The 20981-nt window shown below is 71.0% G+C and carries 22 protein-coding genes and 1 tRNA gene; 12 read left to right on the top strand and 11 right to left on the bottom strand.

What is annotated here, in order from left to right:
- Positions 1-21: 21 nt before the first annotated feature.
- The 3 genes from EDF28_RS11370 to EDF28_RS11360 all read left to right on the top strand — a co-directional run bounded on the left by EDF28_RS11370 (position 22) and on the right by EDF28_RS11360 (position 2440).
- Positions 22-1443 (top strand): glucose-6-phosphate dehydrogenase, encoded by a 1422-nt coding sequence (locus tag EDF28_RS11370; protein ID WP_123291881.1) that lies wholly within the window; start codon positions 22-24, stop codon positions 1441-1443.
- Between the two features lie 28 nt (positions 1444-1471).
- Positions 1472-2257, top strand: coding sequence for a dienelactone hydrolase family protein (locus EDF28_RS11365; RefSeq protein WP_123938348.1), 786 nt, complete (start codon positions 1472-1474; stop codon positions 2255-2257).
- A 110-nt stretch (positions 2258-2367) separates the two neighbouring features.
- Positions 2368-2440, top strand: a tRNA-Arg gene (locus EDF28_RS11360).
- A 97-nt stretch (positions 2441-2537) separates the two neighbouring features.
- Here EDF28_RS11360 and EDF28_RS19255 read toward each other — a convergent pair.
- Positions 2538-2699, bottom strand: coding sequence for a hypothetical protein (locus tag EDF28_RS19255; protein ID WP_165901078.1), 162 nt, complete (start codon positions 2697-2699; stop codon positions 2538-2540).
- A gap of 36 nt (positions 2700-2735) precedes the next feature.
- On the opposite strand from EDF28_RS19255, the gene EDF28_RS11355 reads away from it, so the two are divergent.
- Entirely contained in the window at positions 2736-3110 is a 375-nt protein-coding gene (locus tag EDF28_RS11355; RefSeq protein WP_123938347.1) for an HIT family protein, read from the top strand.
- Between the two features lie 54 nt (positions 3111-3164).
- On the opposite strand, the gene EDF28_RS11350 is transcribed toward EDF28_RS11355, so the two are convergent.
- The 7 genes from EDF28_RS11350 to EDF28_RS11320 form a co-directional block, all read right to left on the bottom strand.
- Positions 3165-3488 (bottom strand): DUF4190 domain-containing protein, encoded by a 324-nt coding sequence (locus EDF28_RS11350; protein WP_185094221.1) that lies wholly within the window; start codon positions 3486-3488, stop codon positions 3165-3167.
- Positions 3489-3729: 241 nt separating this feature from the next.
- A complete protein-coding gene (locus tag EDF28_RS11345; RefSeq protein ID WP_123938345.1) occupies positions 3730-5856 on the bottom strand; it encodes an acyltransferase family protein in 2127 nt (708 codons plus the stop codon).
- 241 nt (positions 5857-6097) lie between these two features.
- Positions 6098-7189 (bottom strand): alkene reductase, encoded by a 1092-nt coding sequence (locus tag EDF28_RS11340; protein WP_123938344.1) that lies wholly within the window; start codon positions 7187-7189, stop codon positions 6098-6100.
- 41 nt (positions 7190-7230) lie between these two features.
- Positions 7231-7443 carry a hypothetical protein gene (locus tag EDF28_RS11335; protein ID WP_173169183.1) on the bottom strand — a complete coding sequence of 71 codons (213 nt, stop codon included), beginning with the start codon at positions 7441-7443 and terminating at the stop codon, positions 7231-7233.
- A 52-nt stretch (positions 7444-7495) separates the two neighbouring features.
- Positions 7496-7936 carry a MarR family winged helix-turn-helix transcriptional regulator gene (locus EDF28_RS11330; RefSeq protein WP_123938342.1) on the bottom strand — a complete coding sequence of 147 codons (441 nt, stop codon included), beginning with the start codon at positions 7934-7936 and terminating at the stop codon, positions 7496-7498.
- A gap of 300 nt (positions 7937-8236) precedes the next feature.
- The gene (locus EDF28_RS11325) at positions 8237-10912 is read right to left on the bottom strand and encodes an MMPL family transporter (protein ID WP_123938341.1); all 2676 of its coding nucleotides are present in this window, start codon (positions 10910-10912) and stop codon (positions 8237-8239) included.
- A 75-nt stretch (positions 10913-10987) separates the two neighbouring features.
- Positions 10988-11626 carry a TetR/AcrR family transcriptional regulator gene (locus tag EDF28_RS11320; RefSeq protein ID WP_165901448.1) on the bottom strand — a complete coding sequence of 213 codons (639 nt, stop codon included), beginning with the start codon at positions 11624-11626 and terminating at the stop codon, positions 10988-10990.
- Between the two features lie 184 nt (positions 11627-11810).
- On the opposite strand from EDF28_RS11320, the gene EDF28_RS11315 reads away from it, so the two are divergent.
- The 4 genes from EDF28_RS11315 to EDF28_RS11300 all read left to right on the top strand — a co-directional run bounded on the left by EDF28_RS11315 (position 11811) and on the right by EDF28_RS11300 (position 15072).
- Entirely contained in the window at positions 11811-13292 is a 1482-nt protein-coding gene (locus tag EDF28_RS11315) for a mannitol dehydrogenase family protein (protein WP_123938339.1), read from the top strand.
- A gap of 96 nt (positions 13293-13388) precedes the next feature.
- A complete protein-coding gene (locus EDF28_RS11310) occupies positions 13389-13889 on the top strand; it encodes an AAA family ATPase (RefSeq protein WP_123938338.1) in 501 nt (166 codons plus the stop codon).
- Positions 13886-14593, top strand: a complete 708-nt coding sequence (locus EDF28_RS11305; protein WP_123938337.1) for a YafY family protein — start codon at positions 13886-13888, stop codon at positions 14591-14593. Before EDF28_RS11310 ends, EDF28_RS11305 begins: the two co-directional genes overlap by 4 nt.
- 107 nt (positions 14594-14700) lie before the next feature.
- Entirely contained in the window at positions 14701-15072 is a 372-nt protein-coding gene (locus EDF28_RS11300) for a VOC family protein (RefSeq protein WP_123938336.1), read from the top strand.
- A gap of 215 nt (positions 15073-15287) precedes the next feature.
- Here the strand turns inward: EDF28_RS11300 and EDF28_RS11295 are convergent, their stop codons facing one another.
- Positions 15288-15854 (bottom strand): GNAT family N-acetyltransferase, encoded by a 567-nt coding sequence (locus EDF28_RS11295; protein ID WP_123938335.1) that lies wholly within the window; start codon positions 15852-15854, stop codon positions 15288-15290.
- 9 nt (positions 15855-15863) lie between these two features.
- Positions 15864-16859: an alpha/beta hydrolase gene (locus EDF28_RS11290; protein WP_123938334.1), complete on the bottom strand. Its 996-nt coding sequence runs from the start codon at positions 16857-16859 to the stop codon at positions 15864-15866.
- 113 nt (positions 16860-16972) lie between these two features.
- Here EDF28_RS11290 and EDF28_RS11285 point away from each other — a divergent pair, with 113 nt between their 5' ends.
- The 4 genes from EDF28_RS11285 to EDF28_RS11270 are packed head-to-tail and all read left to right on the top strand — an operon-like array spanning position 16973 to position 20737.
- A complete protein-coding gene (locus EDF28_RS11285) occupies positions 16973-17884 on the top strand; it encodes an ABC transporter ATP-binding protein (protein WP_123938333.1) in 912 nt (303 codons plus the stop codon).
- Positions 17881-18747 (top strand): ABC transporter permease subunit, encoded by an 867-nt coding sequence (locus EDF28_RS11280; RefSeq protein ID WP_185094220.1) that lies wholly within the window; start codon positions 17881-17883, stop codon positions 18745-18747. Before EDF28_RS11285 ends, EDF28_RS11280 begins: the two co-directional genes overlap by 4 nt.
- On the top strand, positions 18744-20084 hold the full coding sequence (locus tag EDF28_RS11275) for a sensor histidine kinase (RefSeq protein ID WP_185094219.1): 1341 nt from the start codon (positions 18744-18746) through the stop codon (positions 20082-20084). Before EDF28_RS11280 ends, EDF28_RS11275 begins: the two co-directional genes overlap by 4 nt.
- Entirely contained in the window at positions 20081-20737 is a 657-nt protein-coding gene (locus EDF28_RS11270; protein WP_123938331.1) for a response regulator transcription factor, read from the top strand. The genes EDF28_RS11275 and EDF28_RS11270 overlap by 4 nt, the downstream gene beginning before the upstream one ends.
- Here EDF28_RS11270 and EDF28_RS11265 read toward each other — a convergent pair.
- Positions 20734-20925 carry a hypothetical protein gene (locus EDF28_RS11265; protein ID WP_123938330.1) on the bottom strand — a complete coding sequence of 64 codons (192 nt, stop codon included), beginning with the start codon at positions 20923-20925 and terminating at the stop codon, positions 20734-20736. The two genes, EDF28_RS11270 and EDF28_RS11265, sit on opposite strands and share 4 nt — an antisense overlap.
- Between the last annotated feature and the right edge of the window lie 56 nt (positions 20926-20981).

Here is a 20981-nt window from a genome sequence, read left to right as displayed (position 1 = left end):
CCGATGAGTACGGTCGGAGGCATGTCGAGCCTCCAGACCAGCCTGCTCATCCTCGGAGCCAGCGGCGACCTGTCCAAGCGCCTGCTCCTGCCGGGTCTCGCGACCCTGCTCGAGGTCAAGGACGACTGGGACGTCCAGCTCATCGGGGCGGGTGTCGAGGACCTCTCCGACGCCGACTGGAAGGCGCAGGTGCGCGAGTCCTTCGAGAACGCGCAGGCGTCGAAGAACGAGGGCGACGAAGGCGCGGAGGGCGAGTCGTCGCTGTCGGAGCGGCTGCAGGCCGTGATCGACGCGTCCTCGTACCGCAAGGCCGACGTCACGAGCGCCGACGACCTGCGCGCGCTGCTCGGAGCCTGCGACCACGACCCCGCGATCTACTTCGCGCTGCCCCCGGCCGTGACCGAGAAGAGCTGCGAACAGCTCGCCCACCTCGACCTGCCGAAGCGCACCCGCCTGGCGCTCGAGAAGCCGTTCGGTACCGACGCCGCCAGCGCCGAGCACCTGAACGACCTGCTGCACTCGTTCATCCCCGAGGAGCGCATCCACCGGGTCGACCACTTCCTCGGCCGTTCGACGGTGCTCAACCTGATCGGGCTGCGCTTCGCGAACCGCATCATCGAGCCCCTGCTGTCCTCGCAGCACGTCGAACGCGTCGACATCGTGTACGACGAGACCCTCGGGCTCGAGGGTCGCGCCCGCTACTACGACAAGGCCGGCGCCCTCACCGACATGATCCAGAGCCACCTGCTCCAGGTCATGGCCGTCGTGGCCATGGAGGCGCCGGCGTCGATCGACGCCGACGACCTGCGGACCCAGAAGGAACTCGTGCTGCGCGCCGTGCGGCCGTGGGGCGGCGACGTCGTCGCCGCCGGCAAGCGCGCCCGGTACACCGCGGGCACGGTCGGCGACCGCAAGCTGCCGTCGTACGCCGACGAGGACGGGGTCGACCCGTCGCTCGGCACCGAGACCCTGGCCCAGCTGACCCTCGAGATCGCGAACTGGCGATGGGCCGGCGTCCCCTTCACGCTGCGTTCCGGCAAGGCGCTCGCGAAGCAGCGCCGCGAGATCGTCATCACGTTCAAGGACTCCCCGCAGGTGCCCGTCGGCCTGTCCGGTGCCGCCCACCCGGACCGGCTCCGGATCTGGATCGCCCCGGACGAGATGCAGCTCGAGCTGAACGTCAACGGGCCCGGCGACCCGTACACGATCGACCGCACGAGTCTCGAGACGACGTTCAACCCCGGACGACTCAGCGCCTACGGCGAGGTCCTGGCCGGTGTGCTCGAGGGCGATGCGACGCTGTCGGTCCGCGGTGACAGTGCCGTGCAGGGCTGGAAGGTCGTCGGACCGTTCCTCGAGGCGTGGAAGGCCGGCACGACGCCGCTCGACGAGTACCCGGCCGGGTCGAGCGGTCCTGAGGACTGGGACAACATCGACGCCTGAGCCGGACGGCGGCGTAGCGTCGGACGACGTGACCACCATCGACGACGTCCTGCAGACCGTTCCCGAACCCGCCGGCGCCGACATCCGTGTCGAGCCCGTCCACTACGACCACGAGGGCACCGACCTGCTCGGCGTGCTCGCGAAGGACGCGGCCGTCGCCGGTCCTCGCCCGGCCGTCCTGGTCGTGCACGACTGGCACGGCGTGAACGAGCACGTCGAAGCGCGCGTGACGATGCTCGCCCGCCTGGGCTACGTCGCCTTCGGTGCGGACATCTACGGTGCCGGCGTGCGGCCCGGTGACGACACCGCCGGCCAGGTCGCCGGGTCGTACTACCAGGACCTGCCGTTGCTCCGGGCACGTGCAACCGCCGGCCTCGACCGGCTGCGACAGGACCCCGACGTCGATCCGGCCCGCATCGTCGTCATCGGCTACTGCTTCGGCGGCTCCACCGCGATCGAGCTCGCACGCACCGGCGCGGACCTCGTCGGTGCGGTGTCGTTCCACGGCGGGCTCATCACGCACGACCCCGCCGACGCCTCGGCGATCCAGGCGAAGCTGCTCGTGCTGACCGGGGGAGCGGACCCCGTCGTGCCCGACGACGCCGTGCACGCCTGGCAGGACGAGATGCGCACCGAGCCCGGCGTCGACTGGCAGGTCGTCACGTACGCCGGGGCCATGCACGCGTTCGCCGTGCCGGGGACCGACGCGCCCGACCACGGCGCCCAGTACCAGGAGCGCGCCGACCGCCGATCGTGGCAGGCGCTGCGGGTGTTCCTGGCCGAGGTCTTCGGCGAGGAGGCCGCGGCGCTGTGAGGTCGAGGGCTCGGCTGTCGCCTCGCGACACGCCGGGTGGAGCGGTCGGGCGGCCTCGATTGGCGCCCGGGCCGGAGCTGTTGTAGAGTCTTCCACGGCCGCAAGGCCACGCGCTCGTAGCTCAATGGATAGAGCATCTGACTACGGATCAGAAGGTTGGGGGTTCGAGTCCCTTCGAGCGCACAGTGCCGGTTGAACGGCGCGACACCGAACAGATGAAGGGCCCCGGCGGATTCCGCCGGGGCCCTTCGTCGTTGGTGGTTCGTGCGCGAGTCGTCTTTCACCGGCGCTGACGCCCGAGCAGCGCGATCCCCAGTACGACCAGCGCCACGACGACGAGCCCGACGACGACGAGCAGGGGAAGCAGGTTGATCGACGCGGTGTCGTCGTGGCAGTCGACGTTCGCGACGGCACAGGAGGCGAGGACGGTCGTCGCGGTCATGGTCCGAGTGAAGCACGGCGAGGTTGGATGGGGAACATGACGACGACGTCCGTGTTCGAACAGGTACCACGAGCGCAGTGGGTCGCGGACGACGAGTTCGTCTTCGCGATCCTCGATGCACACCCGGTGTCACCTGGTCACACGCTCGTCATCCCGAAGCGGCGGATCACCAGCTGGTTCGATGCGACCGAGGGAGAGCTCGCCGCGATGACCCGGATGGTGGCGCTGCTGAAGGCCCGGCTCGACGAGCAGCACCACCCCGACGGCTACAACGTCGGGTTCAACGACGGATCGGCCGCTGGCCAGACCGTCTTCCACGCCCACCTGCACGTCATCCCGCGCTTCGACGGCGATGTCCCGGCGCCGGCTGGCGGGGTGCGGCACGCCGTCGTCGGGCGCGGCCACTCCTGAGCGCGGTGGTCATTGGCCAGTGGCCAGTGGCCGGTGGAACGACGGGGCGACGAGTCAGCCCCAGAGGTGGATCGTCGAGTCGATGACGCCGGACAGCGCGAGGGCTCCGGGGACGAGCACGCCGAACAGCGTGAGCGTCGCGCCGATCAGGATGGCCGCGAACGCCAGTCCGTCCCCGCGCTCGCCGGTCCGTCGGACCTCGTGCCGCGCGATGAACCCGACGACGACGCCGCCGATCGGGGCGACGAAGGCGAGCGCGATCGCCACGACGGCGAGCAGGCTCAGCGGCGCGAGTCCGGGTGTCCCGTCCGTGCTCGGGGTGGAGGCTGCCGGGGCGGAGGCGGCCGGCGCGGAACGCTCGGGGGCGAGGTCGGTCACGGGTGTCTTCCGTTCAGTCGGCGCACGTGGCGAGCTGCGGGCGTGCGAGGTCCGCTCAAGAGTAGAGCGACGGCGCCCGGAGCGGAGGCCCGCATTCGGGGTCCAGCTGCCCGGTCGGGCGACTTCGTGAACAGAAATGGTCGGGTTCATCGACGGGACTCGACCATTTGTGCTCACGAAGCGCACGCGCTCACGAAGCGCACGCGCTCACGAAGCGCTCGCGCTCACGAAGCGCACGCGCTCAGCGCCCGAGCGCCGTGAGCTGCTTCTGCAATCCGCGCTCGAGGTACGGCTCCAACGACGTCGCCCACGTCGCCGTGATGTGGGTGGTGTCCCGGTAGACCAGCACGCCGCCGATCACCGCGGGACAGGTCGTCTCGGTGCAGTAGTAGTCGGTCAGGTCGATCACCCCGGCTCGTCCTCCGGCGGCCTTGAACGCCCGCACGGCCTCGATCGACGAGTCGGTCTGGGCGAGCGCCTCGGAGCGGGGCCGGTCGCACGACGTGTTCGTCGGCCCGGACATCTTGCTCACACAGGCGATGACGTCGGGCCGGGGGACCGGGTTGTCGCGGATCGCGATGACGGGGAGTTCGTCGCCGGCGGCCTGCTCCCAGGCGTCGACGAGGCCGTTGCGGGTCGCGATGTCGCGTGAGGCTCCGGCCGGCAGGCTGACGGGCATCTGCGTGGCGGAGTGGGTGACGACCAGGGCGTCGGCGTCGCGGTTGGCTCGGACGTAGTCGATGGCCGCGTGCTTCCACGCGTTGCAGCCGCGCAGCGCGCCGGCGTTCACCGAGTTCTGCTGCGCCGTGGTGAGGTAGCAGCCGCCGATGCCGGCCAGGTCGATGCGCCACCCGTTGTCGTCGGCGATCTTCTCGTAGGCGCCGAGCAGGGCGTTGCTGTGCGAGTCACCGATGACGATCAGGTGCTTCGACCAGCCGGTCGCCTTGCCGAGCACGCAGGTGCGGAAGGTGCCGTTCCAGCACTCGGGGCGGTTCGCGTCGTCGTCCTCGGCCGCGGCGGGGGCCGGGATCCGTGTGTCGGCGAGGGCCGGGTCGACGCAGGGGTCGGCTGAGCTGATCCGTGCGGCTGCTCCGATGCAGGACTCGTCGTCCTGTGCCCGTTCGGTCGCGAGCCGCTTCGTGAGCTGCTGGGTGGCGCCTTCGGCGTGGACCTCCTGCACGTAGACGGCGGTCAGGGTCGAGGCGCCGAGCGTGACGACCGTGAAGGTGCAGATGACGCCGAGCGCGACGACCCCGCGGGGCCGCAGGTCGCGCAGCCAGGTCGAGAAGCGGACGGGTTCCTCGAACCAGATGGTCGTGACGGCTGCCAGTCCGACCGACACCAGGAGCACCGAGGTGCTGGTCGCCCAGTCCAGCGGGCCTCCGAGCATGATCGGCAGGATCACGACGAGCGGCCAGTGCCAGAGGTACAGCGCGTACGAGATCCGTCCGGTGAACGCGACCGGTCCGAGCGCGCCGATCGACTCGAACACGGTGCGTCCGCCGAACAGCACCACGAGGGTCGCACCGGCGACGGGGAGCAGCGCGGCGATCCCGGGGAACGGCGTCTCCGCCCCGATGACGAACAGGGACAGGACGAGGGCCACGGCGCCGATGCTCGTCAGGATCATGCGCACCCGCCGGGCGACCTCGGTGCGGACCTCGGGCAGGTGCACGGTCGCGGCGAGGCCGCCCAGTGCGAACTCCCACGCGCGGGTGCCGGTGGAGAAGTACGCGACGCCGGGGTTCGTGCTGGTCTGCACGATGCTCCACACCAGGGACAGCACGACGACCGCGCCGAGCAGCAGGCGTGCGGTGGTCAGCGTCGAGAGGCGCCCGCGCACGGCGACGGCCAACCCGATCAGCAGCAGCGGCAGGACGATGTAGAACTGCTCCTCGACCGACAGCGACCAGAAGTGCTGGAACGGTGAGGGGTCGTCCGCCGAGGCCAGGTAGTCGACCGAGTTCGCCGCCAGCTCCCAGTTCTGCAGGTAGACCGTCGACGCGATGAGCTCGCGGCCGTACTGCCCCCACAGGGCGCTCGGCACGGCGACGAGCACCGCTGCGCCGGTGGTGAGGATGGTGAGGAACGCGGCCGGCAGCAGGCGTTTGGCCCGGCGTGACCAGAACCGGCCGAGGTGGATCGTGCCGGTGGCGACCTGTTCGCGCAGCAGGAGTCCGGTGATGAGGAACCCGGAGATCACGAAGAAGACGTCGACCCCGACGAACCCGCCCCGCAGGGCGTGCGGCCACAGGTGGTACACGACGACGGCCAGCACCGCGAACGCGCGGAGACCCTGGATGTCCCACCGCGTCGTGTCGCGCGCGCGGTGCGCGGGGCCCCGCTCGCCCGGCGTTGCAGTGTTCACTGCGACGATCCTACGAGAAGCGCGTCACGCCCTGGGACGGCACGCGAGAAGACGGGAGGCCCGTGGCGGTCTCGCCACGGGCCTCCCGTCCGTCGTTCGCTCGCCCCCACCCCGTGGGGTTCCGAGATCTCGGAACCTCGCGGGCACGCGCCGTCCTGATCGGAACCTCGACGGAACGCACGCGGGGTGTCGTGGAACCTCGACGCACAGCGCGCTGCGTGTCGCGGATCCGCGCGCAGCCCTAGACGGTCGCGCGCACCTCGGCCAGCGACGGGTAGTCGGTGTAGCCCTCGGCGGTCGCGCCGTAGAAGAGCTCGGGGCGGGGCTCGTTGAGCTCCGCATCCTGCTCCCAGCGGTGCGCGAGGTCCGGGTTCGCGATGGCGGGACGGCCGACGGCGATCGCGTCGGCGATGTCCTCGTCGTCGACGACGGTGATCGCTTCCTCACGCGTCGTCATCGCGCTGAAGCCCGAGTTGACGATGAACGGTGCGCCCGCGGTGCGACGGACGTGCTGCACCAGGCCGCCGGTCGGCTCGGCGTGCAGGACGTCGATGAAGGCGAGTCCGAGCGGCGCGAGGCCCTCGGCGATCGCGGTGTAGGTCGCGCGGACGTCGGCTGCGTCGTCCTCGATGACGCCCTGGATGCCGTGCTCGGGCGACAGGCGGATGCCGGTGCGGTCCGCGCCGACGGCCTCGGCGACGGCGGTCGTGACCTCGATCGCGAAGCGGGCGCGGTTCTCGGGCGAGCCGCCGTACTGGTCGGTGCGGGTGTTCGACACCGGGGACATGAACTCGTGCACGAGGTAGCCGTTGGCACCGTGGACCTCGACGCCGTCGAGTCCGGCGGCGATCGCGTTGCGGGCGGCCTGCGCGAAGCCCTGCACGGCGTCCTGCACTTCGGCGGTGGTCAGCTCGTGGGGGACGGGCATGTCGGCCTTGCCGGTCGCGGTGTGGGTCTGTCCGGGAGCGGCGATGGCGCTCGGGGCGACGATGCGCGGCGTCTGCGAGATGTCAGGGTGGGAGACGCGGCCACCGTGCATGAGCTGCATCACGATGGTGCCGCCCTCGGCGTGCACGGCGTCGGCGACGCGGCGCCAGCCGGCGATCTGCTCGTCGGTCTCGATGCCGGGCTGCCCGGGGTAGGAGCGGCCTTCCTGCACGGGCCAGGTGCCCTCGGTGATGATCATGCCGAGGCCCGCACGCTGACGGTAGTGCTCGACGAGCAGGTCGTTCGGGATGCCGTGCTCACCGGCGCGGGTGCGCGTGAGCGGGGCCATGACGACGCGGTTCGACAGGCGCAGGGCGCCGAAGGAGGTGGGTTCGAAGAGCTTCACGAGGGAGTGGAACGTCGTGTTGCTCGGTGCAATTCCCGCCGTCAGTCGCGCGGGCAGACCAGGGTCGACGAACGGACCTGGCCCTCGGGGCGGATCACCTGGTGCAGGGAGAGGGGCTTGCCGCAGATCGGGCAGCCGCGGTCCACTGACCGGTCGTCGACCCCCTCGGGGTGTCCGGCGCCGATCTGCGACGGTCCCATCTTGTTGATGAGCGTCGTGTTCCACCGTTCGTACCACTTGCCGAAGCGCCCCACGGTGCGTCCTTTCGTTCGTGCACGAACCATTATGGCACCATCGGCCCCGGGATCACACCTGGTCGACCCGCTCCAGCAGTTCCATCAGGTCGTCCTTGAGCGCTTCGAGGCGTTCCAGTGGCCACCCGAGCCGGTCCGCGACCGCCAGGGGGACCGCTCGTGCGCGGTCGCGCAGGGCCCGCCCGGCCGTGGTGAGCGAGACCTCGAGTTGCCGTTCGTCGGCGGCGCTGCGGGTCCGGCGGACGTAGCCGGAGGCCTCGAGCCGCTTGAGCAACGGGCTGAGGGTGGCCGAGTCGAGCCGCAGTTCGCCGGCGATCTCGCGCACCGACCGGGGGTCCTGCTCCCAGAGTGCGAGCATCACGAGGTACTGCGGATGCGTCAGGCCCATCGGCTCGAGCAGGTCGCGGTACAGCCCGATGACGCTCCGGCTCGTGGCCGCGAGGGCGAAGCAGAGCTGCCGGTCGAGCGCGAGCGGGTCGGGTGCGGAGGTCATGCGCCCACGATACCGTTCGCCCACGAAGTGTTCCGGGGTCCTCTCACGATGCCGCGCGGGCGCTTCCATGCGTGAGCAGGATTCGACAGAACACCAGTCGATCAACGCGTGTTCTGTCGCACCATGCGGACACATCAGGTGCGTGCGCATGTTCCGACGTTCCACGCGTCGATCAACGGGTGGTTCGTCGGAAGGTGCGGACGCATGCGTCCGGCCGCCGGGCGCGGGGTGGGCGCACGCACGGGAGGCCCGGTGCCGGTCTCGTGGACTGGCCCCGGGCCTCCAGGCTGGGTGCGTCGACTACGCTCGGTGCGCGGGCGGGTGCCCCGACTCGTGCGCGTTGGCGTCCGGCGCCACGGGGAGGGCGTGCGACCCCGTGTGGGTGTCCTCGCGACCGGGCTGGCCGGGCTGGCCGGGCTGACCGGCGACCGGGTGCGACCGCTCGAGCTTCGCGCCCTCGACGTCGACGTCCGGCACGATCCGGTCGAGCCACTTCGGGAACCACCACGCGCTCTGGCCGAGCAGGTGCATCGCCGCCGGGATCAGCAGCATGCGGACGACGAACGCGTCGATGAGCACACCGAACGCCAGCCCGAAGCCGATCGGCTTGATGGTGGAGGAGTCCGAGAAGATGAAGCCCGCGAACACCGAGATCATGATGATCGCCGCTGCCGTGACCACCGCGCGACCGGCGTGCAGCCCGCGCTGGACCGCGACCTTCGCCGAGGCGCCGTGGGCGTAGGCCTCACGCATGCCGGACACCAGGAACAGCTGGTAGTCCATCGCCAGACCGAACAGGATGCCGATCTCGATGATGGGCAGGAAGCTCAGGATCGGCGCCGGGTCGTGCACGCCGAACACGGAGCCGAGCCAGCCCCACTGGTAGATCGCGGTCAGGCCACCGAAGGACGCCATCACGGACAGGATGAAGCCCGCCGTCGCCGTGATCGGGACCAGGAAGGACCGGAACACGATGATCAGGATGATGAGCGACAGGCCGACGACCACCACGAGGTAGAGCGGCAGGACGTTCGACAGCTTCTCGGACACGTCGATGTTGGCGGACGCGTTGCCCGCGACACCGAGCGTGACCGTCCCGTCGTCGGTCGTGACGGTCTGCTCGCGCAGGTCCTTGACCAGGTTCTCGGTGGAGATGCTGTCGGGACCGCCGCCGGGCTTCACCTGGAACGCGATGATGTCGCGGTCCGACGAGGTGCCGATCGGCAGGACGGCCTTGACGTCGTCGTTCTTCGCCAGGGCCTCGCCGATGGTGACCTCGGTCGCGGTGACGTCGGACTTGCTGATCGACTCCGGCAGGGTCGCGACGACGAGCAGCGGGCCGTTCTGACCGGCACCGAACTCCTCGTCGAGGGCCTTGTACGCCTTGTACTGGCTCGAGTCGACGGACTCGGACGCACCGGTCGGCAGGCCGAGGCGCATCTGCGTCGCGGGGAGTGCGATGACACCGAGCACGGCGACACCGGCGACGAGCGTGACGATCGCGCGCCAGGTCTTCATCGGCTTGTTCGGCACCCGGGTCGAGCCGGTGTTGCCGATCGTCGTGCGCTCCTTCTTCCGCAGGATCCGCATGCCGATGACGGACAGCAGTGCCGGCGTGAAGGACGTGGCGATGAGAATCGCGAAGAGCACCGCGACCGCACCCACCGTGCCCATGAGCCCGAGGAACGGGATGCCGGTGATGTTCAGCGCGAGCAGCGCGACGATGACGGTCGCACCCGCGAAGACCACGGCGTTGCCCGAGGTGCCGTTCGCGAGGCCGATGGACTCGTGCACCTGCATGCCCTGCTTCAGCTGGGTGCGGTGTCGGTTCAGGATGAAGAGCGAGTAGTCGATGCCGACCGCCAGGCCCAACATCACCCCCAGCACCGGCGTGACCGAGATGAACTCGACCAGGCCGGAGAACGACAGCGATGCGAGTGACGCTACGCCGACACCGAGCACGGCGCTGACGAGCGGGATCGCCGCACCGATGATGGTGCGGAGCATCAGGAAGAGCACGAGCGCGGCGATGATGACGCCGACGATCTCGCCCGGGCCGAGGATCGACGGCACGCCCTGCGCGATGTCGTTCGACACGTAGACGTTCACGCCGCTGATGTCGGCCGAGTCGGCGTCGTCCGCGATGGCGGTCTTCGTGTCGGCGGGGACCTCGTAGGTCGACTTCGTGAACTGGACGGTGCCGATGACGGCGCTGCCGTTCGACGACACGAAGCGGACGTCCTTCGACAGGTTGAGGAGCTTCGAGCCCTGCTCCAGCTCCTCGGAGCTGTCGTCGAGCTTCTTCGTGTTGGCGTCGATCGTCTTCTGCGCGTCGGCGATCTGCTGCTCGCCGGCATCGATCTGCGCCTGCTGGGCGTCGACCTGCGCCTGGGCCTGCTGGAGCTGCGCGGCCGCGGCCTGCGCCTGCGCTGCGGGGAGCGCTGCGCCGGCGGCCTCGGCCTGGGCCTTCTGGGCGTCGAGCTGCGCCTGGGCGTCCTTGATCTGCTGCTTGCCGGAGGTCAGCTGCGCCTTCTGGGCGTCGAGCTGGTCCTGGCCGGTCTCGAGCTTCGCGCGGCCGTCGGTGATCTCCTTGCGGCCGTCGACGATCTTCTGACGCTGCTCGTCGAGCTGGTCCTGGGTGTCGAAGCCGCTCGTCGCGCCCTTGACGCCGTCGAGCTTCTCGACCTTGGTGAGGAAGTCCGCGACCTCCGACTTCTGCGCGTCGGTGAACGCCTTGCCGTTCTTCGTCTCGAAGACGATCGTGCCGTTGCCGCCGTTCGCGGACGGGAACTTGTCGGCGAGCTCGTCCTGCACCTGACTGGTCTTGGTGTTCGGGATCGAGATCGCCGACGAGATCGTGCCCGAGAACAGGCTGTAGGTGACGCCGGCGACGGCCATGATCACCACCCAGGTGATGATCACGAACCAGTGGCGTCGTGCGGAGAACCGTCCGAGACGGTAGAGGAGACCGGCCATGCGGTTGCCCCGTTCCTTTCGTTGCAGGTGCTGTGTGGAGCGGGGTGCGCCGGTGGACCCCTGGGGAGGGAAGTGTCAGTCGGTGGGCATGTAGCCGCTGCGGACGCTGTGCACCAGTCGTGCCAGCAGGGCGTCCCAGTCGGCGACGGACTGCTCGTCGATCGCGGGGCCGGAGGTGGCCAACCAGTGTTCCGCGATCACGACGATGCCGCTCATGAGCGACTCGACGAGCAGGGCGGCATCGAGGGGATCCGCCGCCGGGTAGCGACGTGCGACCTCGTCGCGGAGTCGTTCGGTGACCCGCGAGAACGCCGTCTGGGTGAGGACCGCGGCCTTCGGGTCGTCCTTGCCCGGGTCGCCGAGGATCCGGTACATGCTCGAGATCGCGGCTGCCAGGTCGGCCCCGCGTGCGGCGGACTCGAGCTCGTCGAACATCGAGGCCCGGCTGCCGTCGCCGACCGGGGTGCGTGCCATGTCGGCGAGGAACCGGTCGATGATCACGGACAGCTCCTGCTCGCACACGGCCAGCAGGACCTCGTCGAGCGAGGCGAAGTGGTTGAACACCGTCCGCCGCGCGATGTCGGCCCGTGCTGCCAGGTCGTCGACGCTGAACTCACGGCCGCCGCGTTCGTCGACCAGGTCGCGTGCGGCCTGCAGGATCGCCGCACGGTGCTTCGCCTTGAGGGCGGCGCGGCGGTCGGTCGTGAGGGTCACGAATGAGAACACTAGGTGCATCGATGCACTCGGTGCAACGACCAGGAGTACATCTTCAGGTTCGTACCCCGCGGTGGAAACTCGGTTCTGAACAGATGTGCGCATGGTTGACTGCACCCAGCACGACCGCCGGTGCGACCGGCGGCGCGACCACCAGAACGACCGCCGTACGAAGGAGTACCCGATGCCCGTCCGCCTGTCCCCGGAGACCCTCGACGAGATCGCCGCGAGCGGTGTCGCCGTCCCGACCTACGACCGCAGCGGGATCACCGCCGGCATCGTGCACTTCGGCGTCGGCGGCTTCCACCGCGCGCACCAGGCGATGGTGATCGACCGGCTGCTCCAGCAGGGCGAGGCGCGCGAGTACGGCATCTGCGGCGTCGGTGTCCTCGAGCAGGACCGCCGGATGGCCACGGCCATGGCGGAGCAGGGCGGGCTCTACACGCTCGTCCTCAAACACCCCGACGGCACCCGCGAGTCCCGCGTCGTCGGCAGCATCGTCGACTACCTGCTCGCCGTCGACGACCCGGACGCCGTCGTCGAGAAGATGGCGCACCCGGACACCAGGATCGTCAGCCTGACCATCACCGAGGGCGGCTACAACTTCGACCACGTCACCGGCGAGTTCGTCGCGGACGAGCCCGGCGTCGCGGCCGACCTGCGCGGCGACGGACCGCCCCGCACGGTGTTCGGTCTGGTCGTCGAAGCCCTGCGTCGACGGCGTGACCGCGGCGAGCAGCCGTTCACCGTGATGTCCTGCGACAACATCCAGGGCAACGGCCACGTCGCCCGCGACATGTTCACCGCCTACGCACGCCTGCAGGACCCGGCGTTCTCCGACTGGATGGACGAGCACGTGTCGTTCCCGAACTCGATGGTCGACCGCATCACCCCGGTCACCGCCGACGAGGACCGCGCCTGGGTCCGCGACGAGCTCGGCATCGAGGACGCCTGGCCCGTCGTCGCCGAACCGTTCTTCCAGTGGGTGCTCGAGGACGACCACCCCGCCGGACGTCCGCCGTACCAGGACGCCGACGTGCAGATCGTCGAGGACGTCGAGCCGTACGAGCTGATGAAGCTCCGGTTGCTCAACGCCTCGCACCAGGGCCTGTGCTACTTCGGGTACCTCTCGGGGTACCGCTACGCGCACGAGGCCACGCAGGACCCCGCGATCGCCACGTTCCTGCGCCGCTACATGGACGAAGAGGGCTCGCCGACCCTGCACCCCGTGCCCGGCATCGACCTCGAGGACTACAAGTCCACCCTCATCGAGCGCTTCCAGAACCCCGAGGTCCGCGACACCCTGGCCCGGCTCTGTGCCGAGTCGAGCGACCGGATCCCGAAGTGGCTGCTGCCGGTGGTCCGCGACAACCTCGCCGCCGGCCGGCCCGTCACGCTGTCCGCCGGCATCGTCGCGTCGTGGGCGCGCTACGACGAGGGAACGGACGAGTCCGGCGAGCCGATCCAGATCGTCGACCGGCTGGCCGAACCGCTGCACCGCATCGCCCTCACCCAGCGCGACGACCGGCTCGCCTTCATCGCGAACCGGCAGGTCTTCGGCGACCTGATCGACGACGAACGGTTCGTCGCGGCGTACCGCGACGCCCTCGACGGGCTCATCGCCGACGGCGCCCACGCCACGGTCGAACGCTTGTCGCGTTCCTGACGCGAGTCGCGCTCTGCGCGTGACCAGACGGCGGACGGGAGGCCCGGTGCCAGCTGGCACCGTGCCTCCCGTCCGGTGCCCGGTAGCGTCGAGACCATGGCGACGATCGCGCTCATCAGTGGCGCTCCCGGGAGTGGCAAGACGACGCTCGCGTCGGCGCTCGCCGCCGAACTCGGCTGGCCGCGCGTCGACCGCGATCAGCTGTACGCCGGGTTGATGGCCGGTGCCGACTTCGGTCGCGACGAGGTCGTGCCGCACGGCGTCCGGTTGTTCTGGACTGTGACGGCGCACCTCGCGGCAGCCGGGTGCAGCGTCATCGCCGACGCGACGCTGTACCGCGGTCAGTCCGAGGCTGACGTGCGCACTGCCCTGGTGTCGGTCGGGGACGTGCGGAACGTGCACTGCCGATCCGCGCTGGCGTTCGACCGGTTCGTCGCCCGAGGTCACCCACAGGAGCTGAACGACCGGGTCGCACGCAACGCGCCGGTCGTCACCGAGCCGCTCGACCTCGGGGTCTCACGCCTCGACGTGGACACGACCGACGGCTACGACCCAGAGCTCCTGCGGGTCGTCGACTGGTTGCGTGCTCCGTCGTGAACCGGACCGACCGCCTGTACGCGCTCGTCGAGGAGCTCCGCGCCGCTGCGCCCGCGCTGCGGAGCGCGCGCCGACTCGCTGAGCGGTTCGGGGTCAGTGTGCGCACGGTCGAGCGGGACCTGCTGTCCCTGCAGCAAGCCGGAGTGCCGATCTGGGCCGAGCCGGGGCGGACCGGCGGGTACACGATCGACGCCCGTGCGACGCTCCCGCCGCTCGGGCTGACCGTCGACGAAGCGCTCGCGGTGGCGATCGGCCTCGGCACGCTCGGCTCCAGCCCGTTCCGGGACGCGGCGCGCAGCGCTGCCCGCAAGGTCACCGCGGTGCTCGCCGAGGACGACGCCCGACGGGCAGCGCGACTCGCGAGTCGCGTGCACCTGCTGGAGTCGGGGGAGCGCGCGCCTGCTCCCACGGCGCTCGCCGGTGCGCTGACCGGCGGGCGCGTCGTCCGGATGCGGTACCGCGACGCAGCGGGCGTGGAGACCGATCGCGTCGTCGAACCGCTCGGGTACATCGGGAAGGGCGAGGACTGGTACCTGGTCGCGTGGTGCCGGTTGCGCGACGGCGTCCGTGCCTTCCGCGGAGACCGGGTGCTGGCGGTCGAGGAGACCGATGAACAGGCCCCGCCCCGGGTGGTCGACCTCGACGAACTCGACATCCCGCACGGCGTCCTGCGCCCCGTGCTCGGAGAACTGCTCGGGAACTGAACCGCCAGATCCGCTTGCTCATTCGCCGAAACACCGACAGGACGGTGTCGCGGTGGTCGCGCATGCTCGACGAGTCCGGTCACGGTGGCCGGCCAGGAGGGCTTCCCATGCAGTTCGCGTCCATCCGGATCATCACCGACGACCTCGACGGGATGGTGCGGTTCTACGAGCGCGTCACCGGGACCGAGGCGCGGCGGCCCGCACCCGTCTTCGCCGAGATCGTGACCGGTGGCGCCGTGCTCGCCCTCGCGATCCCGGTGACCGTGGCGATGCTCGGACCGGCCGCGCCGGAGCCCCGCACGAACGGCAGCGTGTTCCTCGAGTTCGTGGTGGACGACGTCGACGTCGCGTTCGCGGGGTTGCGTGGTGCCCTCGACGACGTGGTGCTGCCGCCGACGACGATGCCCTGGGGAAACCGGTCGGCGCTGTTCCGTGACCCTGACGGCAACCTCGTGAACATCTTCACCCGTCCCGCATGAGCACGCTGGCGGTGCTGGCGCTGCGGACGGCCACCGGCGGCCGATCGCGCGTCACGCCCTGGACGCAGCCACCCGCCCCAGCGGAGTGGCCGTGGCGGGCGTGCCCCGCGCCTCCCGTCCGCTCTGGACCGTGACGCGAGACGCGCCGGGCAAGCACGTTCCTCGTGCGGTGACGGTTCTGGTTCACGTTCCCCGTGGATCACGAACCAGAACCGTCAGTCGTCAGGAAGCACGTCGTCGTCCCACGGCACCGGCGTCGTTTCGCCCGTCTCCCAGTCGTGGCGCAGCATCCCGTACCCGACCGACGCGACCGCGCGGCCGCCTTCGATCGGCCACCCCTCGCGGTAGTGCGCCTCCTTGACCCACCCGGCACGCACGAAGACCCGGCGCATCGCCGTGTTGTCCTCGCGGGTCTGGCCCTCGAAGCGGGTCACCGACGGCAGGGTGCCGAAGACGTGGTCGGTGACCGCGCGAAGCGTCGGGACGCCGAGTCCGCGGCCGCGGAACGCGCCGGCGATGCGCAGGTCGAAGAGCGGGACCGGGTCTTCCAGATCCTCCAGCCGGACGAACCCGATGCGGCCGTGCTCCGTGTGGTCGACCCAGTACGAGTCGTGCTCGTCGTCGCGGTAGGAGCCGGACGCCACGGCCTCGACGGCCTGCGCACGGGTCCACGACCGCCGCACGTGGAAGGGGAAGTCCTCGGTCGACAGGAAGTCGACGAGGGCATCGTGGTCGATCCCGATCGGGTCGAGCCGGGTCAGCCGGACGGAGCGGTCGGTCATCGCGCCACGCTAGCGGGGCTGCAGCGTGGTGGCCCAGCGTCCGATCGCGTCGTACGCCTGCTCCCGCACGTCGGGCGCGGACAGCACCACGTCGTGCACGGCTCCCGGCAGTCGGCGGACCGTCACCTCGTTGCCGAGTGACAGGGCTCGGTGGGCCACCGTGTCGACGTTCAGCGCGACGTCGGCGTGTGCCATGCCGGGGTCCCACCGGGGTTGCAACATGCTCTTGTCGCTGAGCATGACCAGGACGGGGACCTGGATGTCGAGCCCGTGCTCGACCGTCTCCTGCCCCGCGAAGACCGCCGCGAGCCAACCGGGGTGCAGGGGGAACCCGCGTTCCGGCCGCCACTGCTGGTCGTACGTCCACGAGCCCTCGCCCGCGGCCGACACGGTGCGCGTGTAGAAGCCGGGGTCGACGGCGGGCATCGGGGCGAGGGGGTTCCGCTTCGCGCCGAGCTTGATGACGGGCGCGACGATCGCCCGGCCCACGGCGGTCGCCTGGAACTCGAGCCAGGGACTGTTCAGGACGACGCCGTCGACGAGTTCGGGGTGGCGCGCAGCCCACAGCGACAGCGTCAGACCGCCGGTGGAGTGCCCCATCAGCACGAGCCGCCGCTCGCCGGGGCCGGGGTGCTCGGCGGACACCGCGTCGAGCGCTGCGGCGATGTCCTCGTCGTACACCGCCAGGTCGTCGACGTTGCCCGGGGTCTGGTGGGGGCGGAGGCTCCGGCCGTACTTCCGCAGGTCCAGCGCGTGGAAGCGGGCCCCGAGCCGTTCGATCCGCTCCGCCAGCTCGGTCTGGAAGAAGTAGTCCGACCACCCGTGCACGTACAGCACGTCAGCGCCGTGCAGCGGCCCGCGCCCGTGCAGCAGCAGGTCCGTCGGGGTGTGCCGACGACGGACGAGGGTGGCGACGACCGGCCCCTCGGGGTCGGAGCCGAGCGGCAGTTCGAGTCGCTCGTAGGGCGCTCCGAGGACGTCCTCGTGCCACCGCTGGACGACCATGACCCCACCGTATCCGGCACCGCTGCGGGTGGTACCGGGGTACCACGGTCGCTCCGCGGAGATCGTCTGCGACGGCGATGTGGTGGACCCGGCCGTCTCCGTACCGTTGCCGCATGATCGAGATCCAGAACCTCACCAAGCGCTACGGCGAGAAGGTCGCCGTCGACGACGTGTCCTTCACGGTGCGCCCCGGCGTCGTCACCGGCTTCCTCGGTCCGAACGGCGCGGGCAAGTCCACCACGATGCGCGCCGTCGTCGGACTCGACCGGCCGACCTCGGGCACCGCCCACGTCGACGGACGCCCCTACCGCGAGCTGCGCGACCCGCTGCGTCGCGTCGGCGCACTGCTCGAGGCCAAGGCGGTCCACAAGGGACGCAGCGCCTTCGACCACCTGTCGGCGCTCGCCGCGACGCACCGGATCCCGACGGCCCGGGTGCACGAGGTCATCGGGATGACCGGCCTCGAGAACGTCGCGAAGAAGCGCGTCGGCGGTTTCTCGCTCGGCATGGGGCAGCGGCTCGGGATCGCGGCGGCCCTGCTGGGAGACCCGCAGACGCTGATCCTCGACGAGCCGGTCAACGGCCTCGACCCCGAGGGCGTCGTGTGGGTGCGTCGGCTCGCCCGCAGCCTGGCCGCCGAGGGACGTGCGGTGTTCATCTCGAGCCACCTGATGAGCGAGATGGCCCTGACCGCCGACCGCATCGTCGTGATGGGTCGCGGCCGGGTGCTCGCGGACATGGACATCGCGGACCTGGTCGCCGCCGCCACGGAGCGGTCGGTCACCGTGCGGACGCCGGAGCCCGAGCGGCTCCTCGACGCGATCGCCGGACCGGACGTCACCATCGGCTACGAGGGCGACGGGTCGCTGCAGGTCCGTGGCCTCGGCGCCGAGCAGATCGGCGAGGCAGCGGGTGCCGCGGGCATCGTCCTGCACCAGCTGGCCACCACCGAGGCGAGCCTGGAGCAGGCCTACCTCGAACTCACGCACGACCAGGTCGAGTACCGATCGGAGGTGGCCCGGTGAGCGCGGTCACGAGCAACACCCTGCCGCGGCACGACGGAGCCGGCGGCCACTCGTCCGGCGTCCACTTCTCCGGCGTCCTGCGCTCGGAGTGGATCAAGCTCCGCTCGCTGCGGTCGACGGCGTGGAGCTTCCTGCTGGTGCTCGTCCTGCCGATCGGCATCGGTGTGCTCCTGGCGTCCTTCGCGGACAACGGCGGTCAGGGGCTCTCGGGTGACGCGGCTCGGAACGCCCTCGTCCTCTACAGCACGAGCGGCACGATGCTCTCGTCGCTGATCGTCGCGGTGATCGGCGCCCTCGTCGTCACCGGCGAGTACGGCACCGGCATGATCCGCTCGTCGTTCGCGGCGGTCCCACGGCGGTCGGTCGCGCTGGCGGCGAAGGCGATCGTCCTCGCCGTGGCCGTCTTCGTCACGAGTGCCGTGAGCGTCTGGGCCACCGCGTTCACCACCCTGCCCATCGCCGCGGGACGGAACGTCGAGGCGTCGTTGGACGCGAGTGTCGCGATGCCGCTGCTGGGTGCCTCCGTCTACCTGACGCTCATCGCGCTGCTGGCCTTCGCGGTCGGCGTGGTCCTGCGCTCCACAGCTGGCGCGATCGCCGGGGTCCTCGGCCTGATGCTGGTCGCCCCGGTCGTCGTGCAGCTGGTGCAGTCGTTCACCGGGGCGGACTGGCTCGGCACGCTGACCAACCTGCTGCCGCAGAACGCGGGCCAACCGCTCATGCAGTTCGGCACCGAGGTGACGTCGGGGTGGCACGACGGCGTCCTAGCCTTGGGGGGATGGAGCGGATTCGCGGTACTGCTGGCCTGGGTGGTCGTCGCCTCGGTGACGGCGCTCGCCCTGGTCGAGAAGCGGGACGCGTGACCCCTGCCGACCTCGCCCCCGGTGCCGTCCAGGACGGTGCCGGGGGCATCGCCCTGCCCGACGCACCCGGCCGGCTCCGGCGGTTCTGGGCACGCCACCCGGTCATGACCGACGCGCTGCTCATGGTCTTCTGGGGTGCGATCGAGGTCGTCGTCGCGTTCCGGAGTGCGTGGCAGGTCGACGGGAGCCCCGCCGCGCGGGGCACGGTCGTCGTCCTCGTGGTCATCGCCGTCTCCGGCATCCCGCTCCGGCGCACGCACCCCGCGGTGACGGCGGTGCTCGGGCTCGCGTCCGTCGTCGCGATGACGTGGACGGAAGCGGGGTACTCGCCGGTGCTCTTCACCGTGTACGCCGCGACCGTGTGGTGGTCGCGTGCCGCCGGGTGGTGGACGGGCGCGGTCGCCGTCGTGCTGGCGGCGGGGGCGACGGCGCTGCGCGTCTTCGTGGTCGCGCCGGGGTCCGGAGGACTCGCGGACGTCCTGTACCCGCAGCCCACGACGTTCCTGCTGGCAGCGGTCCTGATCGGGGTCAACGTGTCGAACCGCCGTCGCTACACCCAGGCCCTCATCGACCGCGCGCACCAGCTGGCCCGGGAGCGCGACCAGCAGGCGCAGCTCGCCACCGCCGCGGAGCGGGCCCGGATCGCGCGGGAGATGCACGACATCGTGTCGCACTCGCTCACGGTGATGGTGCGGCTGGCCGAGGGCGCGGCGGCCGGGTCGGCAGCCGGGTCGGCGGCCGGATCGGCGGCCGCGACGTCCGCGGGGGCGTCGTCCGGTGGGGCGTCGTCCGGTGGGGCCGAGTCCGCAGCGACGGCGGCCATGCGCGGAGTCGCCGACGTCGGCCGTGGCGCGATGGGCGACATGCGCCGCATGCTCGGGGTGCTCGGAGGCGACGGCGAACCCGCGCTCGCGCCGCAACCGGGCATCCACGACGTCCCGCAGCTCGTCGACCGGTTCCGCGCGCTGGGCGCCCCCGTCGCCCTCGAACTGGTCGGCGTCGTCCCCGACGACGACGCCCTGCAGCTCGCCGTGTACCGGGTCGTGCAGGAGGGCCTCACCAACACCGCCCGGCACGCGCAGCACGTCCGATCGGTCGACGTCCGCGTGGCCGCGTCCGCCACCGAGGTCACCGTGGTCGTCACCGACGACGGACGGACAGGAGGCCCGACTCGGCCGGGCGGATCGGCCCACGCCCCAGCGGGGTCGGGTCGAGGGCTCATCGGGATCGACGAGCGCATCCGTGCGCTGGGTGGGCAGGTGCGCGCGGGCTCCCGCGACGGCACCGATGGTTGGCAGATCCGGGCGACGATCCCGGTCAGGACGGAGGACCGGTGATCCGCGTGGCGATCGTCGACGACCAGCAGCTCATCCGGACGGGGTTCCGACTGCTGCTCGAGGCACAGTCCGACATCGAGGTCGTCGGTGAGGCCGGCGACGGCGGTGCGGGTGTTCGGCTCGTGCGTGCCCTGCGTCCGGACGTCGTGCTGATGGACGTCCGGATGCCCCACGTCGACGGCGTCACGGCGACGGCCGCGATCGTCGAGCAGGTCCCCGAGACCCGGGTGCTCGTGCTGACGACCTTCGACCTGGACGAGTACGCGTTCGGTGGCCTGCGTGCCGGGGCGAGCGGGTTCCTGCTCAAGGACGTCAGCGCCGCGCAGCTCCTCGACGCCGTCCGGTCCGTGGCAGCGGGAGAGGCCGCCGTCTCACCGCGGGTGACGCAGCGGATGCTCGAGCTCTTCGGCTCCGTGCTGCCGGACGACCGGCCGGCGGGTCCGGACCCGCTGGAGCCCCTGACCCCGCGGGAGCGCGAGGTGCTGCTCGCTATGGCCCGCGGGTTGTCGAACCCCGAGATCGCCGCACACCTGGTGACGAGCGAGTCCACGGTCAAGACGCACGTCGGGCGGGTGCTCGGCAAACTGGGCCTGCGCGACCGGGTGCACGCGGTGATCTTCGCCTACGAGCACGGTCTCGTGCCGCGGTCCTAGCTGCGCGGGGCCCTCGCAAAGAACAGGGTGATCGCGCCGAGGGCGATGGACGCGACGATCAGCACCCAGGCGAGCACGGGGATCAAGCCGTCCCACGGTGTGAACAGGAGCACGATGCCGATCACCAGCACGACGGCGGCGGCGATCAGCACGAGGCGGTGCGGTCTTGCCGGGTGGGTTCTGGTCACAGGTGCACCGTACGCGTCGGGACTGCGGACGGGCGCAGTCGCGCGCCGCTAGCCTG

Source organism: Curtobacterium sp. PhB137 (assembly GCF_003814955.1).
Lineage (GTDB): Bacteria > Actinomycetota > Actinomycetes > Actinomycetales > Microbacteriaceae > Curtobacterium.
The sequence above is the reverse complement of the archived record's forward strand: the minus strand, read 5'-3'. Positions and strand labels throughout refer to the sequence as shown.

Coding starts and splice junctions, on each gene's coding strand:
- EDF28_RS11310 (WP_123938338.1), top strand. CDS start 13,389: ATGGCGACGATCGCGCTCATCAGTGGCGCTCCCGGGAGTGGCAAGACG.
- EDF28_RS11290 (WP_123938334.1), bottom strand. CDS start 16,859: ATGGTCGTCCAGCGGTGGCACGAGGACGTCCTCGGAGCGCCCTACGAG.
- EDF28_RS19255 (WP_165901078.1), bottom strand. CDS start 2,699: ATGACCGCGACGACCGTCCTCGCCTCCTGTGCCGTCGCGAACGTCGAC.
- EDF28_RS11285 (WP_123938333.1), top strand. CDS start 16,973: ATGATCGAGATCCAGAACCTCACCAAGCGCTACGGCGAGAAGGTCGCC.
- EDF28_RS11330 (WP_123938342.1), bottom strand. CDS start 7,936: ATGACCTCCGCACCCGACCCGCTCGCGCTCGACCGGCAGCTCTGCTTC.
- EDF28_RS11315 (WP_123938339.1), top strand. CDS start 11,811: ATGCCCGTCCGCCTGTCCCCGGAGACCCTCGACGAGATCGCCGCGAGC.
- EDF28_RS11355 (WP_123938347.1), top strand. CDS start 2,736: ATGACGACGACGTCCGTGTTCGAACAGGTACCACGAGCGCAGTGGGTC.
- EDF28_RS11325 (WP_123938341.1), bottom strand. CDS start 10,912: ATGGCCGGTCTCCTCTACCGTCTCGGACGGTTCTCCGCACGACGCCAC.
- EDF28_RS11370 (WP_123291881.1), top strand. CDS start 22: ATGTCGAGCCTCCAGACCAGCCTGCTCATCCTCGGAGCCAGCGGCGAC.
- EDF28_RS11295 (WP_123938335.1), bottom strand. CDS start 15,854: ATGACCGACCGCTCCGTCCGGCTGACCCGGCTCGACCCGATCGGGATC.
- EDF28_RS11300 (WP_123938336.1), top strand. CDS start 14,701: ATGCAGTTCGCGTCCATCCGGATCATCACCGACGACCTCGACGGGATG.